14 protein-coding genes and 1 pseudogene are annotated in these 16,961 nt (G+C 65.7%); 5 read left to right on the top strand and 10 right to left on the bottom strand.

Annotated elements, in window-relative coordinates:
* Positions 1-7: 7 nt before the first annotated feature.
* Positions 8-808: an electron transfer flavoprotein subunit beta/FixA family protein gene (locus CH293_RS25905; protein ID WP_019664336.1), complete on the bottom strand. Its 801-nt coding sequence runs from the start codon at positions 806-808 to the stop codon at positions 8-10.
* 220 nt (positions 809-1,028) lie between these two features.
* Between CH293_RS25905 and CH293_RS25910 the strand changes: the two genes are divergently transcribed.
* From CH293_RS25910 to CH293_RS25920, 3 genes are read left to right on the top strand one after another with little or no spacing between them, the layout of a single operon-like run.
* Positions 1,029-1,820 (top strand): methyltransferase domain-containing protein, encoded by a 792-nt coding sequence (locus CH293_RS25910; RefSeq protein ID WP_037111333.1) that lies wholly within the window; start codon positions 1,029-1,031, stop codon positions 1,818-1,820.
* 32 nt (positions 1,821-1,852) lie between these two features.
* Positions 1,853-3,457, top strand: a complete 1,605-nt coding sequence (locus CH293_RS25915) for a glycoside hydrolase family 57 protein (protein ID WP_176460130.1) — start codon at positions 1,853-1,855, stop codon at positions 3,455-3,457.
* On the top strand, positions 3,454-4,701 hold the full coding sequence (locus tag CH293_RS25920) for a glycosyltransferase family 4 protein (RefSeq protein WP_094721859.1): 1,248 nt from the start codon (positions 3,454-3,456) through the stop codon (positions 4,699-4,701). Before CH293_RS25915 ends, CH293_RS25920 begins: the two co-directional genes overlap by 4 nt.
* On the opposite strand, the gene CH293_RS25925 is transcribed toward CH293_RS25920, so the two are convergent.
* Positions 4,684-5,460 carry an acyltransferase gene (locus CH293_RS25925; protein WP_037111325.1) on the bottom strand — a complete coding sequence of 259 codons (777 nt, stop codon included), beginning with the start codon at positions 5,458-5,460 and terminating at the stop codon, positions 4,684-4,686. The two genes, CH293_RS25920 and CH293_RS25925, sit on opposite strands and share 18 nt — an antisense overlap.
* A 135-nt stretch (positions 5,461-5,595) precedes the next feature.
* Here CH293_RS25925 and CH293_RS25930 point away from each other — a divergent pair, with 135 nt between their 5' ends.
* Positions 5,596-6,906 (top strand): PQQ-binding-like beta-propeller repeat protein, encoded by a 1,311-nt coding sequence (locus CH293_RS25930; RefSeq protein ID WP_255122981.1) that lies wholly within the window; start codon positions 5,596-5,598, stop codon positions 6,904-6,906.
* Here the strand turns inward: CH293_RS25930 and CH293_RS25935 are convergent.
* Genes CH293_RS25935 through CH293_RS25955 form a run of 5 tightly spaced genes read right to left on the bottom strand, consistent with a single transcriptional unit; the run spans position 6,894 to position 11,702 of the window.
* Entirely contained in the window at positions 6,894-8,075 is a 1,182-nt protein-coding gene (locus CH293_RS25935) for an SAM-dependent methyltransferase (RefSeq protein WP_094721861.1), read from the bottom strand. The genes CH293_RS25930 and CH293_RS25935 overlap by 13 nt on opposite strands.
* Positions 8,076-8,121: 46 nt before the next feature.
* On the bottom strand, positions 8,122-9,159 hold the full coding sequence (locus tag CH293_RS25940; RefSeq protein WP_094721862.1) for a class I SAM-dependent methyltransferase: 1,038 nt from the start codon (positions 9,157-9,159) through the stop codon (positions 8,122-8,124).
* A 58-nt stretch (positions 9,160-9,217) separates the two neighbouring features.
* On the bottom strand, positions 9,218-9,997 hold the full coding sequence (locus CH293_RS25945) for an enoyl-CoA hydratase/isomerase family protein (protein WP_037111317.1): 780 nt from the start codon (positions 9,995-9,997) through the stop codon (positions 9,218-9,220).
* Positions 9,998-10,024: 27 nt separating this feature from the next.
* Positions 10,025-10,825: an NUDIX hydrolase gene (locus tag CH293_RS25950; protein ID WP_094721863.1), complete on the bottom strand. Its 801-nt coding sequence runs from the start codon at positions 10,823-10,825 to the stop codon at positions 10,025-10,027.
* A gap of 34 nt (positions 10,826-10,859) precedes the next feature.
* Positions 10,860-11,702 carry an ABC transporter ATP-binding protein gene (locus CH293_RS25955; protein WP_037111312.1) on the bottom strand — a complete coding sequence of 281 codons (843 nt, stop codon included), beginning with the start codon at positions 11,700-11,702 and terminating at the stop codon, positions 10,860-10,862.
* A gap of 31 nt (positions 11,703-11,733) precedes the next feature.
* Here CH293_RS25955 and glgX point away from each other — a divergent pair, with 31 nt between their 5' ends.
* Complete coding sequence (gene glgX / locus CH293_RS25960; protein WP_094721864.1) at positions 11,734-13,887, top strand: glycogen debranching protein GlgX; 2,154 nt, start codon at positions 11,734-11,736, stop codon at positions 13,885-13,887.
* 706 nt (positions 13,888-14,593) lie between these two features.
* Here the strand turns inward: glgX and CH293_RS25970 are convergent.
* From CH293_RS25970 to CH293_RS25980, 3 genes and pseudogenes are all read right to left on the bottom strand, one after another.
* Positions 14,594-15,355, bottom strand: a complete 762-nt coding sequence (locus CH293_RS25970; protein ID WP_052059341.1) for an aminoacyl-tRNA hydrolase — start codon at positions 15,353-15,355, stop codon at positions 14,594-14,596.
* A gap of 20 nt (positions 15,356-15,375) precedes the next feature.
* Positions 15,376-16,617: a phosphoserine phosphatase SerB gene (gene serB, locus CH293_RS25975; protein ID WP_052059329.1), complete on the bottom strand. Its 1,242-nt coding sequence runs from the start codon at positions 16,615-16,617 to the stop codon at positions 15,376-15,378.
* Positions 16,618-16,747: 130 nt separating this feature from the next.
* A pseudogene (locus CH293_RS25980) lies at positions 16,748-16,961 on the bottom strand (cytochrome ubiquinol oxidase subunit I); the annotation flags it as partial.

Raw genomic sequence — 16,961 nt, forward strand, 5'->3', positions numbered from 1 at the left:
GGCGGGATCAGATGATCTTCTGGCCTACGAGGTAGGTGGCGATCTTGTCGCCGCCGTCGCCCTCGTCGGTGACCCGCTCGCCTGCAGTCTTGGGAGGCTTGGGGGTGGACGACGTGACGGTCGTTCCTGCGTTCTCCACGCCGACGATGCCGTCCTCGACGCCGATCTCGGCGAGCGTGATGGTCTGCACCGTCTTCTTCTTCGCGGCCATGATGCCCTTGAAGGACGGGAAGCGCGGCTCGTTGATCTTCTCGGTGACGCTGACGATGGCCGGCAGTGCAGCCTCGAGGCCGAAGATGCCCTCGTCCGTCTCGCGCTCGCCCGACACGGTGCCGTCGGCGACGGTCAGCTTGCGGAGCTGGGTGAGAGCGGGGATCTGGAGGTACTCGGCGATGATTGCCGGTACAGCGCCCGTGCGGCCGTCGGTGGCCTCGTTACCCGCGATGATCAGATCGGCGGGCTCGTCGTTCTCGAACGCGACGTTCCCGAGCGCAGCTGCCAGCGCGTACGCAGTCTGGATGGCGTCGGACCCGTGGAGCGAGGGGTCGTTGAGGTGCACGGCGCTGTCGGCACCCATGGACAGCGCTTTGCGGATGGCATCGGTGGCGCGGTCGGGGCCTGCGGACAGCACCTTCACCTCGCCGCCCTGTGATTCCTTGATGAGCAGGGCTTCTTCGACGGCGCGCTCGTTGATCTCGTCGAGAACGGCGTCGGCTGCCTCACGGTCGAGCGTGTAGTCACCGTCGGTGAGTTTGCGCTCGGACCACGTGTCGGGAACCTGCTTGATCAAAACAACGATGTTCGTCATGGGTCTGCGTCGACCTCCTGGTCATGTTCCGCTGATTCGTAGGGTGAATCGGGTCGTGCCTTATGGGTTCTTGCTGTTCTAGGCCCTGCCGTAGATTACCCCATGTTTAGTTACTGGTGGGTAACTTACCGCATTTCCGATCCGACAATACATCCGCCCCGCCTGATCGGACGCCACTGCCGATGGATCGTCCCTGGACGTAGGCACTACCCTCTCGTCGGTGAGCGAATCATCGACAGCCGACGCGGACGCACCGCTCCCCCTCACCGGCGAGCGCACGGTTCCTGGCATCGCGGAGGAGAACTACTGGTTCCGCCGACACGAGGTCGTGTACGAGCACCTGCTGGGGCGGTGCCGGCACCGCACCGTCCTCGAGGCAGGATCAGGAGAAGGCTACGGCGCCAACATGATCGACGCCGTTGCCGAGTCGGTCACCGGCGTGGACTACGACGCAGGCGCCGCCGCTCACGTACACGATCGGTATCGCGGAGTCCGCATGCTCCGCGGCAATCTGGCACAGCTGCCCCTTCGCGACGACTCGGTGGACGTGGTCGTCAACTTCCAGGTGATCGAGCATCTGTGGGATCAGGGGCAGTTCCTCGACGAGTGCTTCCGGGTCCTCCGCCCGGGTGGAGAGTTGCTCGTCAGTACACCGAATCGCATCACGTTCTCCCCGGGGCGAGACACTCCGTTGAACCCGTTCCACACGCGCGAATTGAACGCGGACGAGCTGTCCGAGCTGCTGGAACACGCAGGTTTCACCGTGGACGTCATGACCGGCGTCCATCACGGGTCCACGCTTCGAAAGCTCGACGACAAGCACGGAGGGTCGTTCATCGACGCTCAGATCGAGCGCGCTCTCGCCGGGGAGCCCTGGCCGGCAGCCCTCTCGGCCGACGTCGCATCGATCACCACGGCAGATTTCGACATCCACCCGACGGACATGGACGGGAGCCTCGACCTGGTCGCCGTCGCGATCAAGCCTCACGGCGGAGCTGCGGTGAGCGGGTGAGCACACCTTCACCGAAGGTGACCGAACCGGGCATGTTCTCTCTGGTTCTGCACTCGCACCTGCCCTGGCTCGCCAATCACGGCCGATGGCCGGTCGGCGAGGAGTGGTTGTACCAATCGTGGGCCGACTCCTATCTGCCGCTGACGGACATGCTCTCGACGCTCGCCGACGAGGGACGTACCAACCTGCTCTCGCTCGGAATCACCCCGGTGCTCGCCGCTCAACTCGACGACCCGCATTGTCTTGCGGGGATGCATCATTGGCTCGGAAACTGGCAGCTGCGCGCGCACGAGGCGACCGACCGTGCGATGTCGATCCGCGAACACAGAAGCGCCGCACGGGCACTCGACACATTCGAGACGAAGTGGCGACACGGTGGATCACCGGTCGTTCGTACACTCGTCGACGCTGGAACGGTCGAACTGCTCGGCGGCCCCCTCGCCCACCCCTTCCAACCGCTGCTCGATCCGAGGCTGCGCGAATTCTCGCTGTCCGAGGGGCTTTCCGACGCGGCGAGGCGCTGGGGCACACGGCCCACCGGCATCTGGGCACCCGAATGTGCGTACGCACCGGGGATGGAAGTCGGATACGCGGACGCAGGGGTCACCCACTTCATGGTGGACGGCCCATCCCTGCGAGGCGACACGACGCTCGGGCGACCGGTGCGAGAATCCGACGTTCTCGCATTCGGGCGCGATCTCGAGGTCAGCTATCGCGTGTGGTCGCCGAAATCCGGCTACCCCGGTCATGCCTCGTACCGCGACTTCCACACCTACGACCATGCGACCGGGCTCAAGCACGCCCGCGTCACCGGACGAACCGTCGACTCGGCCGACAAGGAGCCCTACGATCCCGCGGCCGCCTCCGCCGCGATCGACATTCACGTCGCGGACTTCGTCGACGCGGTCAGGCGCAGGCTCCGCTCCGAGTCCGACCGCATCGGTCGACCCGCACTCGTCGTGGCGGCGTTCGACACGGAATTGTTCGGCCATTGGTGGTTCGAGGGTCCAGTCTGGCTCGAACGTGTCCTGCGAGCTCTACCGGAAGCCGGAATCGACATCGGAACTCTCGACGACGCTCGCAGCAAGGGATTCGTGGGCTCGCCGGTACAGTTGACCGAGTCGTCATGGGGGTCGGGCAAGGACTGGCGCGTGTGGAACGGCGACGCCGTCCGCGATCTGGTCGATCTGAACGCCGAGGTGGTCGAGGCAGCGCTGAGCTCACTCGACGGACAGCGCGCGGTGGACAGGCAGCACACGGTGGACGGGCAGCGCACGGTGGACGGGCAGCGCACGGTGGACGGGCAGCGATCGGGCATACCCGAATTGCGCAACAGGGTGAACGACCAGATTCTGCGTGAGACACTCAACGCGGTTGCCAGTGACTGGGCATTCATGGTCAGCAAGGACACGGCGGCCGGATATGCGCGCCAGCGTGCGCACGTCCACGCCCACGCTCTCCGGGAGATCGCGGACGCGGTCCGCGGTGGTCGTCACGACGACGCGGAGCGGCTCGCACGCGGGTGGAACCAGGCGGACGGGCTTTTTCCCGCACTCGACGCTCGTCGAGTAGCAGGTAAGTACAGCTCGGAGAACCTGCAGCACGGATCTGCAGCTCGGAGGGGAGCGTCGAAGTGAAGGTTCTGATGGTGTCGTGGGAGTACCCGCCCGTCGTCGTCGGGGGGCTGGGCAGACACGTCCACCATCTGGCAACCGAACTCGTCTCCGCCGGACACGAAGTCGTGGTGCTGGCGCGCCGCCCGACGGGCACCGACGCGTCGACCCATCCCACGCACCATCGCATCGAAGACGGCGTCCTGGTGGTCGCGGTGGCCGAAGATCCCGCGCACTTCGTCTTCGGCGAAGACATGCTGGCGTGGACCCTCGCCATGGGACACGCGATGGTTCGCGCCGGAATCGCACTCGGCAAGCCGGGCCTGGGCGACGGCTGGCAACCCGACGTCGTCCACGCGCACGACTGGCTGGTGGCGCACCCTTCCATCGCGCTCGCCGAACACTTCGACGTCCCCCTCGTCTCGACGATCCACGCCACCGAGGCGGGCAGGCACAGTGGCTGGATCTCCGGCACGATCAATCGTCAGGTGCATTCCATCGAATGGTGGCTGGCCAACGATTCCGACGCCGTCATCACCTGTTCGGCATCGATGAAGGACGAGGTCACTCGGCTGTTCGGGATTCGCGACTCGGCGGTGTCGGTCATCAGGAACGGCATCGACATCCGCACGTGGACCTTCCGTCCTCGCCAGCCTCGCCAGGAACCCGCCAAACTGCTGTACGTCGGCCGTCTCGAATACGAGAAGGGCATCCAGGACGCCATCGCCGCCATGCCGCGCATCCGTCGGAGCCACCCGGGCACCACACTGCACATTGCAGGCGAGGGAACACAGTTCGCGTGGTTGGCGCAGCTCGCCCGAACGCACCGAGTGACCCGTTCCGTCTCCTTCCTCGGATCGCTCGACCACACAGAACTACTCGGTTGGCTCCACGGTGCCGACGCAATCGTTCTCCCCAGCCGCTACGAACCGTTCGGCATCATCGCTCTCGAAGCTGCGGCCGCGGGGACCCCGCTGGTGGCGTCGACGGCAGGAGGGTTGGGGGAAGCGATAGTCGACGGCGTGACCGGTCTGTCCTTCGAGCCGTCCGACGTGGCAGGACTCGCCACTGCGGTTCGACGAGTTCTGGACAACGTCGATGCAGCCCAGGAGCGAGCCCACGCCGCACGTGAGCGATTGACCGTCGACTTCGACTGGAGGCATGTCGCGGAAGCGACCGCCCAGGTCTATCTGGCCGCGAAACGGAAGGTGCGGTATCCGCTCGCGCGCCCTACCATCGTCGAACGTGCTCTACCCGAGCGCAGTTGAGTCTCCGCGCGCAGCTTCCGCTGCCCTGAGTGCCTTCTTGCGTTCGATGTCCTCGAGCGCTGCGATGTACTTCGCGCGCTCGGCAGCACCGGCTTCCCAGTCGGCCTTGCGGTTGCGGACTACCTTGGCCGGCGCACCGACGGCGATGCTGTAGTCCGGTATCACGCCTTTGACGACTGCGTGTGCACCTAGCACGCATCCACGACCGACGCTGGTCTCGCGGAGAACCGTCACCTTGGCGGCGATCCAGGTGTCCGGACCGATCCGAACCGGTCCCTTGACGATCCCCTGGTCCTTGATCGGTGTGGTGACGTCGTCCATCCGATGGTCGAAATCGCAGATGTAGCACCAGTCTGCGACGAGCGTCGACGCACCGATCTCGATGTCGAGGTAAGTGTTGACGACGTTGTCCTTGCCGAACACCACTTTGTCACCGATCCGCAGCGAACCTTCGTGGCACCGGATCGCGTTGCCGTCGCCGATGTGTACCCATCGCCCGATCTCCAGCCGGGACAACTCGGGAGTCGAATGGATCTCGACGTTCTTGCCCAGGAACACCATTCCCCGTAGCACGACATGAGGATTGGCAGCCTTGAACCGAGCGAGCCGGTAGTACCGAACGAGGTACCACGGTGTGTAGGCCTTGTTCTTCAGCACCCAGCGGAGCGAGTCGCGGGTGAGAAACCGGGCCTGGTCCTCGTCGCGTCGTCGTGATCCCCGCCAGCGTGAACGCAGCGGCGCGTTCCACATGCTCGTCATAGCCGTCCACCCTAGCGGCACTGCAGTGCGGCTCGGAACGACCCGTGTGGACCGCTTTGGCCATCGAGACGGTGGCCGGGATAGTCTCTGTCCTTGAATCATGTGCGTCGGACACGTTCGAGGAGAAGTAACAAGGTGCTTGGCGGTAGAGCTGGTGTGGCTCGCGTGGTGTCGCTGGCGACCGTTGCAGCCCTGACCGCGGCAGCATGCGGCGGGGGCGGGGAGGCAATCGACGCATTCGCGCCCGACGGGTGGCCTGTCGTGCACGGTGACTCCCGGAACAGCAGTTCCACCGAGCATGCCGGACTGTCGGACGCACAATTCGCGTGGTCGCGCCCGCTGGGTGCGACGACGTCGTCTCCGGTGTCGATCGCGGCGAGCGGTCAGATGTTCGTCTCGACGCTCGGTGAGGCCGGGTGCAATCTCTTCTCGTTCGAGATCGAGTCGGGCCGTAAGCGTTGGTGCAACCGCGTCGGGCCGTCGGTGGGCACCGAGACACCCCTCGTCGATTCCGTGGCCAATGTGTACGTCGGCGACGACGGTGGGTTCTCGTCGTTCAACGAGCACGGTCAATTGCGTTGGCGCACCCCCACCAACGGCGTTCCGCGTTCCGCGCAGTTCCTCGGTGACGGCAGCGTTCTGGCTGTGACTCAGTTCGGTCAGATCAACGTCCTGGACACCCAGACCGGCAAGTCCGTCGTGCCGATCCACGATCTGATCGACCCTCCTGATTTCCTGGCCGAGCCCGGCGCCGATTTCCTCCCGCCTGCAACCGGTCTCGATGCGTGTGCGACGGGTTCCGCCGAGTGCGCAGTGGCGGCCACGCCCGCCGTGGACCTGGATGCGTCGAACATCTATCTCGTTCTGTGGCGTTCGGGTGCCGTTGCACCGCAGTTGATCTCGCTGCACTACGACGCGGAGGCGACACCGTCGATCACGGAGCGTTGGTCGTCGGAACTGCTCCCGGCCGGAGTGTCGTCGAGTCCTGTTCTGTCGGAGGACGGCTCGACGATCTATCTCGCCGACGTCGACGGCCGGGTGTCCGCGTTCGACGCCTCGAACGGTTCGCAGCGGTGGACGTTCGGAGCCGGATTCGGTGCGAGCAACACGCCATCGGTCGCGAGCGACGGTTCGATCGTTCCGTCGGGCGGCGAGGGGTCGGTGCGCTCGATCCGCGACGACGGCACGAGCGCGAGTGTCGCCTGGTCGCGAGATGATCTGCAGCAGTTGGGTACTCCGGTGAGCACCGCCGATGGCCGCATCGTCACGGTCGTTGGCCGCGGTGACGAGGCAGTCCTCGTCGCGCTGGACTCGGCGAGCGGGGAGACGGTGTCCGAGCAGGTGCTCGAAGGCGCCTCCGGCCCCACGGTCGGTACGTCGATCGGGCCTGACGGCCAGGTGGTCACCTCGACCTATCTCGGCGAGATCTTCACCTACACGTCCTGATCGGTCCTGCCCGGGCGACGAGCCTGACAGACGAACGCCACACCGGACCGGCCGATCCGCGTGATGATCACCGACAGCGCTGTGTCGCCCTTCAACTTCAGGCGGGGCCGTAGCACTGCGGGGTCGACGTCCACGCCACGCACCAGGATCTCCACCGATCCGCATCCGTGCGCGGCAAGGGCCTGCCGCAACGATTTCTCCGAGTACTTGATTCGGTCGAGGATCCGGAATCCGTTCACACCCTCGGGCACCGTGTTGCCGGTCAGATATGCGATGCGGGGATCGAGTTGCCACAACCCGTGCCGGGCCCCGTAATGACGAACGAGGCCTGCGCGGACGATAGCTCCGTCAGGGTCGATCAACCACTCCCCGGGTTCTGCGGAGTCGATGTCGTCGGGCTCGGAATCGGTGATCTCGTAGGCGGATCCGTCGGAACTCAATACCGATGCGCGCCGTGTGATCGTCGCTGCGGAGAGGCCGTCGGACCACAGGCACGCTTCCTTGACCCCGCCGTCGAGCGACACCAACTCGATTTCTCCTGCCCACCCGAGCGAATCGAAATTCAGTCCGGGGGCGCACTTGACGACGAGATCGCGTCCGACGTACGTCTCGATCAGGTCCGGCAGCGGCGGTTGCAGAGCCGCGGGGTCGTGGGTGCGCCTGCCGTCCGAACGCCGCCCGGGGTCGGCGAGCACGACGGTGCCACGGGACACGGGAACGAGTGCGTCGGCTCGGACGATCGACGCGGACGGAACGTTGTGGCCGGCCATCCGCAACCGCACCGGGTCGAGGTCGCTTCCGAGCACAGACCCTGCGGTGCTGACCAACGAGTCCAGTTCGGTGCCGATCGAGCAGGTGACGTCGTGGACGTCGAGGCCGGCGAGCCGTTCGGCACGGCGCCGCGCCACGATCGTCGGCGTCGCCTGCTGTACGGCATCGTCGGTCAGCAGCCACGACCCTGCACCGTCGAGCTTGGCAGAAGCCTTGCGCCGCGCAGTGATGGTCTCGACGAGTGCGGCGGTGTTGTCGCCGAACCTGCTGCGTGCCGCGGTCACGTCGGCGAGCATGGATTGCTTGGTGAGCGCCAGCCGAGAGATCCAGTCGAGCGCGCCGACGCCGACATCGTCGGTGAGGTAGTCGATGTCGGCGTCGGTGAAGGTGTAGCCCATGAAGTGCCGATATGTTCAGCGCGTGATGTTCAGCGAGTGCGAACGGTCAGGACGACTTCAGACCGGTGATCATCACGTTGTAGAAGAACCCACGCGGGACAACGTGCGTGAGAACCTTCTCGTCGACCCAGCTGAGTGTCTTCCAGCCCCCGAACGCGAACCTGGCCCAGTTCCACCCGAGCTTCTCGGCGGGAACCGCCGCCTCGAACGTTCTGACAGGCCAGCCGAGCAATGCTGCCGCGAACTCTTCCGTCCGCGCCTGGACGTCGACGGCACCGGCACTCGTCGCGATGTTCTCGAGATCGCTCGGATCGAACGTGTGCAGGTCCACGACGGCTTCGAGTGCCGCTGCCCGCGAGGACTCGTCGAGTTCCTCCTGTGGCTTGCGCCAGCTCGCCAGGAACGGCAACTTCGTGATTCGCGTTGTGGTCTCCCACGTAGCGCGTCCCAACCACCGAGCGTAGAAGTTTCCCACAGTCGTCGGCTCGCCGGCGAACACGAAGCGCCCCCCGGGCTTGAGCACACGGAGCACCTCGCGGAGGGACTGCTCCACATCCGGAATGTGATGCAGCACGGCATGCCCGACAACGAGATCGAACGTGTTGTCCTCGTACGGGATGGTCTCCGCATCGGCGACTCGGCCGTCGACGTCGAGATTCAGGTGCCCGGCGTTGCGCAATGCCACCTTGACCATTCCCGGCGACAGGTCCGTGACCGAACCCTTCTCCGCGATACCCGCCTGCATCAGGTTCAGCAGGAAGAAGCCGGTGCCGCACCCCAGTTCGAGCGCGCGACCGTAGGGCAGCGCATCCTGCGCGTCCGGAGAAGAACCGACGGCCTGATCGAACCGTCCACGCGCGTAGTCGATGCAGCGCTCATCGTACGAGATGGACCACTTGTCGTCGTACGTCTCGGCTTCCCAGTCGTGGTAGAGGACCTGGGCGAGCTTGGTGTCGCTCCGCGCGGCCTCCACCTGCTCCGCCGTGGCGTGCGGGTTGGGAGCGGGGTCCGGTACGACGTGGAGGCTGGAATCAGCGCCGGCCGCCTGGGAGTCGGACGAACCGTCGTGAGGGCTTGCAGTCATGAGGGCAGCCTACTATCCGGTAGGAAATGAACAAGTTCCAGTTTCGCGGGGCAGGCGATCACTCGCCGGTGAAGTCGGCCTTGCCCGGTCCGTTGGCGATGAACGACTCCATGCCGATGGTCCGATCCTTCGTCGCGAACAGAGCCGCGAACTGCTGAGCTTCGATCTTCAGGCCGGTGTGAAGATCTGTGTCGAGGCCTTGATCGATCGACGCCTTGGCCGCAGCCAGCGCCCGCGACGCACCCTTGGTGAACTGCGAAGCCCATTTTCTCGCGGCGTTGTACACCTCGTCCGGGGCGACGACCTCGTCGACCAGTCCGATGCGGAGTGCTTCCTCGGCTCCGACGAATCGGCCTGTGAAGACCAGGTCCTTGGCCTTGCTCGGACCCACGAGGCGTGCCAACCGCTGGGTTCCGCCACCGCCGGGGATGACGCCGAGAAGCACTTCGGGCACCCCGAGTTTCGCATTGTCGCCGGCAATGCGACGGTCGGCGCTCAACGCCACTTCGAGGCCACCTCCGAGTGCGTAACCCGTGATCGCGGCAACGACGGGCTTGGGTATCTCGGACACCGACCCCAGCGCGGACTGCAGGTCCCCGATGATGTCGTTCATCTGCGCGGGCGACAACTCCACCATTTCCTTGATGTCCGCACCGGCGGCGAAGACCTTCTCACCGCCGTAGACGATGACGGCCTTGACCGAGGGATCGATCGTCGCGGCACGCGCGGCGGCCCGGATCTCCTCCTGTATCTGACGGTTCAACGCGTTCATCGGTGGTCGGTCCAAGCGGATGGTGCCGATACCGTCGGATACCTCGAGATTCACGAACTCAGCCATGTCCGCACACGCTACCGGTGCCCGGCGTCATCTCCCCGACCACGGGTGCGCACTGCCCGCGTAGTAGGCCTCGTCGTCGGGAAACTCGACCCGCAGTTCCCCGTCGACGTAGTACAGGTTCGGCTGAATGGGAGTGATGACCGGTTCCGCGGCGAGGACGCCGGACACCGAATCGAAGGCCGTCAGCCCAGCCAATTGACTCCACGTAGGAGGAAGCAGAACGGTACGTCCACCGCGCCAGTCGTCCAGCGCGGACTCCACAGACCTCCAACCGACCGACGCGGCTTCACGTGTGGCGCCATCGGCGTCCTGCCCCTCGGGCGTGACCGCGACGAAGAAGTGCGTGTCGTAGCGACGCGCTTCGCCGTCCGGCGTGATCCAGTTGGACCACGGCCGCAGCAGATCCGCCCTCAGCACCAGCCCATGACGCTCGAGGAACGCCGCGAAGGTGAGTTCGTGCCGTTCGAGTGCGGCTCGATCGTCGGCGTAGACGGAGGTGTCGCGCACCACCGAATCGGCCGTAGGACCGGCGAGCAGGACTCCACATTCCTCGAACGTCTCGCGGGCTGCCGCGCAGACGAGCGACGCGGCTCTTCGTTCGTCGACGCCCAATCTGCCCGCCCACCATGATGCATCCGGGCCCGCCCAGGTCAGATCGGCGTCGCCGTCGGAACTGTCGACGCCGCCCCCTGGAAACACCGTCATCCCACCTGCGAACGCCATGCCGGACACGCGCTCGAGGAGGAAGACCTCTATTCCGGACGGCGCGTCACGGACGAGGATCACGGTCGATGCATCCCGGACAGGCACAGCTTCGGTCGGAGTCATCTTCGAAAACTACAACGTCCGATTGTCGGACGTGTCACCGGCGGTGCTGCCCGGCCGCCCTCGTTCGCCGAGCGAAGAAACGGCCGTCCACCCGATCGAGTGTGATCGACTGGCTGAACGCCTCCGTCAGGTTCTCGGCGGTGATCACGTCGTCGACGAGCCCCTGCGCCACCACCCCGCCTTCCTTGAGCAGCAGTGCGTGACTGAAACCGGGGGGAATCTCCTCGACGTGGTGGGTGATCAGGACGGTGGCCGGTGCGTCGGGATCGGCAGCGAGATCCGCCAGTCGCGCGACGAGTTCCTCGCGGCCGCCCAGGTCGAGACCCGCGGCGGGCTCGTCGAGCAGGAGAAGTTCCGGGTCGGTCATCAACGCACGGGCGATCAGCACGCGCTTGCGTTCACCCTCGGACAAGGTTCCGTACGTTCGCTGCGACAGGTGTTCGGCTCCGAGGCTCTCCAGCATGTCCACGGCGCGCTCGGTGTCCATGTCGTCGTACCGTTCACGCCACCGTCCCAGCACGCTGTATCCGGCGGACACGACCAGATCGCTCACGGTTTCGTCGGCAGGGATGCGATGAGCGAGAGCCGACGACGACAGACCGATGCGCGTCTTGAGATCAGCGACGTTGGCCTTTCCCATCACCTCGCCGAGCACGTGTGCGGTGCCCGACGTCGGATGCACCTCCGCGGCTGCGATCCGCATCAAGGAGGTCTTGCCCGCCCCGTTGGGCCCGAGCACCACCCACCGTTCGTCGAGCTCCACCTGCCAGGTGACCGGGCCGACCAGCGTCACCCCACCTCGCCTGATGAGTACGTCGTTGAAATCGATGAGCAAATCGGGATCCGGTTCAGACACGACGTCTATCTTGTCGCACATCCATCCCCCACACACGGCAGGATCTCGAAGCGTGTCGCCTTCCATTGATCACACCGACGATCGTCCCGCCTCCGGCGAGGAGTCCTCTCCTCCCGGCTGTCCGTTTCCGTTGGGAGCTACTGCGTCGGCAAGTGGTACGCAATTCGCGGTCCACTCGCCCGAGGCCGACGGCGTCGAGGTATGCCTGGTCGATCCCGACGGCTCCGAACGGCGCGTCGAACTCCGGGAGAAGACCTTCGGCATTCGGCACGGTTTCGTTGCCGGCGTTACCCCCGGAACCAGATACGGGTTCCGCGCGCACGGGCGGTGGGACCCGGCGGCCGGGCGACGCTTCAACGATCGGAAGATACTTCTCGACCCCGCGGGGCGGCAGATCGTCGGGCAACTGGGTGACGCGCATGCTCTTCTCCCCTACGACGACGAGCCGTTCGGGCAACCGAGCACAGTCGATTCGCTCGGGCACATGCCGTTGTCGGTCGTCACCGACCCGACCGTACTGCGCGAGATCGTCCGGCCGTCCGTTCCGTGGGATCGGACCGTGCTGTACGAGCTCCACGTCGGCGCCTACACCGCCAGGCACCCGGACGTACCCGCGCAGCACCGAGGGACGTACCTGGGCCTCACTGCACCCGCAGTACTCCAGCACCTCACCACACTCGGCGTGACCACAGTGGAACTACTACCGGTGCAGGCGATGTCGACCGAACCCGACGTGCGGGCACGAGGAATGCGTAACCACTGGGGATATTCGACGGGTGCGTTCTTCGCGCCCGATCCACGTTTCGCCTCCGAACCCGGCGCCGAGGTGACCGAGTTCAAGACGATGGTCGACGTACTACACAGCGTCGGAATCGAAGTCGTGCTCGACGTCGTCTACAACCACACGTGCGAGTCGTCGGTGTCCGGGCCGTCCATCAGCTGGCGCGGACTCGACGCGCCGGGGTACTACCTGCTGGACGGTCGCGGATACGACGTCGACCTCACCGGGTGCGGCAACACACTCGACTCCGCGTCCCCCGCAGTGGTGCGCATGGTCTGCGACAGCCTGCGGTACTGGACCGAGGTCATGGGAGTCGACGGCTTCCGATTCGATCTGGCCAGCACGCTGGGACGGCCTGGAGGATGGCGATTCGACGCTCGCGCACCCCTCCTCACTGCCATCACGACCGATCCGGTTCTCTCGCGAGTCAAGCTCATCGCCGAGCCGTGGGATGCAACGGGAGCCGGCTATCAAGTGGGTGGATTCGGCCCGATGTGGTCCGAATGGAACGATCGCTACCGCGACACGGTCCGCCGATTCTGGGCCGAACAGATCGGTGTGCGCGATCTCGCGTCACGGCTCGCCGGATCCGAGGACATCTACGGCGGTGCTAGCCGAAAGCCCTGGGCGTCAATCAATTTCATCACCGCCCACGACGGTTTCACTGCCCACGACCTCGTGTCGTACTCGCGCAAGCACAACGAGGCGAACGGTGAGGAGAACCGCGACGGAACCGACAACAACATCTCCGTCGACCACGGGACCGAAGGACCGACGGACGACCCTGCCATCACCGGTGCCCGAGCCCGCCATGTACGGGCACTGCTCGCCACCCTGGCACTCTCCACCGGAACGCCGATGCTGCTCGCCGGAGACGAACTGGGACACACGCAGTTCGGCAACAACAACGCGTACTGCATTGCCGAAGACGCACCCGCCGAGGACGCGTGGGCCATCGACTGGTCGAACATCGATTCCGATCTCGTCGCGTTCGTCTCACGCCTGCTTCGGATCAGGCGAAGCGCACCGTCGCTCCGGCAGCAGGAATTCTTCTTCGGACGGGACACCCCGTCGGGCCGACCGGACCTGGTCTGGTTCGACGGACACGGCAACGAGTTCACGACCGATCAGTGGAACGACGACTCCGTCCGCACCATCCAGGCATGGGTCGACGGCGGCGACGTGCGGTCCTACGAACCGAACGGAGTGCGCGTCGACGACGACAGCTCGCTGCTGATCGTGCACTCCGGTGGTCCGACGGAGATCTCACTGGCCTGCCCCTCGTGGGCTGCCCGAAAATTCGCGCCGGTGTTCGATTCGTCCGAACCACGCGGCGTACCGACCGACGTCATGTCCGTCGAAGCCGGATCGCCGATCTCGCTGACCGGTCCGGGCGTGCTCGTGTTCCGCAGCGACGGCAGGTAAGTCATGAACAGTTGAACGAGGGGTCCGATTCCGAACGCGTACAGCAGGGTCCCGACCCCGACGTTTCCGCCCAGGAGCCACCCCGTTGCCACGACCGCCAACTCGATGCACGTGCGAATCAGTCGCACGGACAGTCCGGTTCGCGCGACGAGTCCCGTCATCAACCCGTCGCGCGGACCCGGCCCCATGCCCGCACCGATGTACAGCGCAGTCGCGAAGGCGTTCACGACGATTCCGGTCACCAACAGCGCGATGCGGACGGCCATGTTTCCCACGTCCGGGAGCCAGTGCAGCGTGGCGTCCACTGCGATCGCAATGACCACGACGTTGCTGACGGTCCCCAAGCCGGGCTTCTGGCGCAACGGAATCCACAGGAGCAGAACGACGACGCCGGTCAGTGCGGTGATCGTGCCGAAGCTCAACGGCACGTGTCGGCTGACTCCCTGATGGAACACATCCCATGGATCGAGGCCGAGACCCGCCGTCACCATCAACGCCATCGACGCACCGTAGAGCCACAGGCCGACGTAGAGGGCGAGAAGCCGGAGCGTCAGTCGTGTGCGTCTGTCGGGGTTCAACGGTGCATCGTGCTTCGTCGTTCGCATACACCCAGTGTCGGCCCGATCTGGCCCCTACTGAAACATCCAGTTTTCATGCAGTGGACCCCTGCGGGTGGATGGAGGCTACCTGCGCGACGGCCGAATCGTCAGATCGTCGCGACTACCGTCATCGAACCGGGCGCCACCTCGGTGAACCCCGCATCCCGCACGGCCACGGCCTGACCTGCCTCGACCAGGGCACGTGCCCGACGCCACTGCTGCTCGTCGGCGTCGCGCACGGAACAGGCGAACCCGGTGTCGGCCCAGTCCTGGCACTGCTCCGGCGTCATCGCGCCCGCGAGCAGCATCGACGCGTGGCCGACCTGAGCGGCGGCCTTCCCTACCGTCATCTCGAGGGCTGGATCTATCCACAACACCGGAACTCCCGGTGTCGGCGCGCCTACAGCGTCGTGCGGGACATCGGTGCCGCCGATCTGCAAACGCCTCACCCGAGGATCCAGATCGCCCACTCGGCCGGGAACGAAAGCGCGAGCCTGCGCGCCACTCACGTCGACGGTAAGTCCGGAAACATCCTGCGCAGCCGTCCAGTGCGCACCCCGCGCCCGCCTGGCGACCTTGCGGATTCTCGACCCGGTCCACGCGAGGAAGCGGTCCTCCCACTCGCCACCCGGTCCGACGCGTTCGTCCAGGCACAATGCGACCGCAGCGGCTGCGGCGGCTTCCAACAGACTGCTGCGCGGCGGCGGATCCGTCTTGGGTATGTGCAGAACGACGGCCATCGCCAGCACGTCCGCGGGATCCTCCGGATCTGCACGACCACCGTAGCCTCGGGCCAGCACAGCATGTCGCTCGGCGAACGTACTGAGCGGACTGTCGACGGTCCCGTCGATCGGCCCAGCACCGGGCACCGAGGTTTCCGGAACGTCGCTCACAGGATCGGGACTCGCCTGACGCCGCCGTCGACAGCGTCCGCAGCTTCGATCTCACTACGCGTCACGCCCAACATGAACAGGACCGCGTCGAGGTACGGGTGGGAAATCGCGGTGTCCGCGATCTCGCGAAGCGCAGGCTTCGCGTTGAATGCCACTCCGAGGCCCGCAGCAGTCAGCATGTCGATGTCGTTCGCTCCGTCGCCGACGGCCACCGTCTGTTCCATCGGAACACCGGCCTGAGCCGCGAACTCGCGCAACGCGGTCGCTTTGGCAGCTCGGTCGACGATCTCACCGACCACACGCCCGGTCAGTTTTCCGTCGACGATCTCGAGTGTGTTCGCCTTGACGAAATCCAGCTCCAGCTCGTGAGCGAGTCCCTCGATGACCTGACGGAAACCACCGGAGACGACGCCGCAGGCGTACCCGAGTCGCCGCAGCGTACGAATGGTCGTGCGGGCACCCGCCGTCAGCTCGAGTTCGTCGGCGACGTCTTCGATGACGGACGCGTCGAGTCCGGCCAATGCCTGCACGCGTTGGTGCAACGACTCGGTGAAATCGATCTCGCCGCGCATGGCGGATTCGGTGACCGCTCGAACCTCGGCCTCACGTCCGGCTTTGGCGGCCAGCATCTCGATCACTTCGCCCTGAACCAGCGTCGAGTCGACGTCGAAGACGATGAGTCGCTTGGAGCGGCGCGCGATGCCTGCGCGTTCGACGGCCACGTCGATGCCGACGCCCGCCGCGACCTCGGACAGACCCTTCCTGAGTTGACGGTCTGCGTCCGGCGACGTGTTCGTGGCCGTGACGTCGAGTTCGAGACCCGTGACCGGATAGTCCGCGACTCCGCGAATGGAGTCGATGTTGGCACCCTGTCTCGCGAGCTCGCGCGAGATGCTGCTGAAGGCCCGAGCGGTGACCGGACGGCCGAGGACGACGACGACATGAGTCGCAAGACTGCGACTGCCCACCGGGTCGGCACCGATCTCGACGTCGACGTGTACGCCGACGGTGGACATGGCCTCCTCCAGCTCGTCCTGCAGTGCCTCGGGATCGCGCGGGCACGACAACAGGACGCCGAGAGTCAGTCGGCCGCGGATGACCACCTGCTCCACATCGAGGAGGCTCACGTCGTGACGCGAGAGCGCCGCGAACAGAACCGAGGTGACGCCAGGTTTGTCGGGCCCGGTGACGGTGACGAGTACAGCGATGTCCTCGGTAGCGAAACCTCTGTCAGGCACCGATTCTCCCTTCGCGACGACGCTGACCTATGTGGTGCGTCGCCATTCTTGCTGCTTCACTGATCAGATTGTCGCAAGCGAAGAGCCCCGCCCGAGTTCCGGGAGGGGCTCTTGCCGATTGACTGGATGTTTACTTGGGGTCGTGGTCGCCGGATCCTTCGTGGTCGCTCGTCGCGATAGGTGCGCGACGTGCCTGTTCGAGGACTTCGGTGGTGTGTCCACCATGGCTGCCTGGTCCGACGTGAGCTTCGGCGCGGAGGCGTTCGACCATGTGCGGGTAGTGCAGTTCGAACGCGGGACGCTCCGAACGGATCCGGGGCAGTTCGGTGAAGTTGTGCCGCGGC

It is taken from the genome of Rhodococcus sp. 14-2470-1b (assembly GCF_002259415.1).
Classification (GTDB): Bacteria; Actinomycetota; Actinomycetes; order Mycobacteriales; family Mycobacteriaceae; genus Rhodococcoides.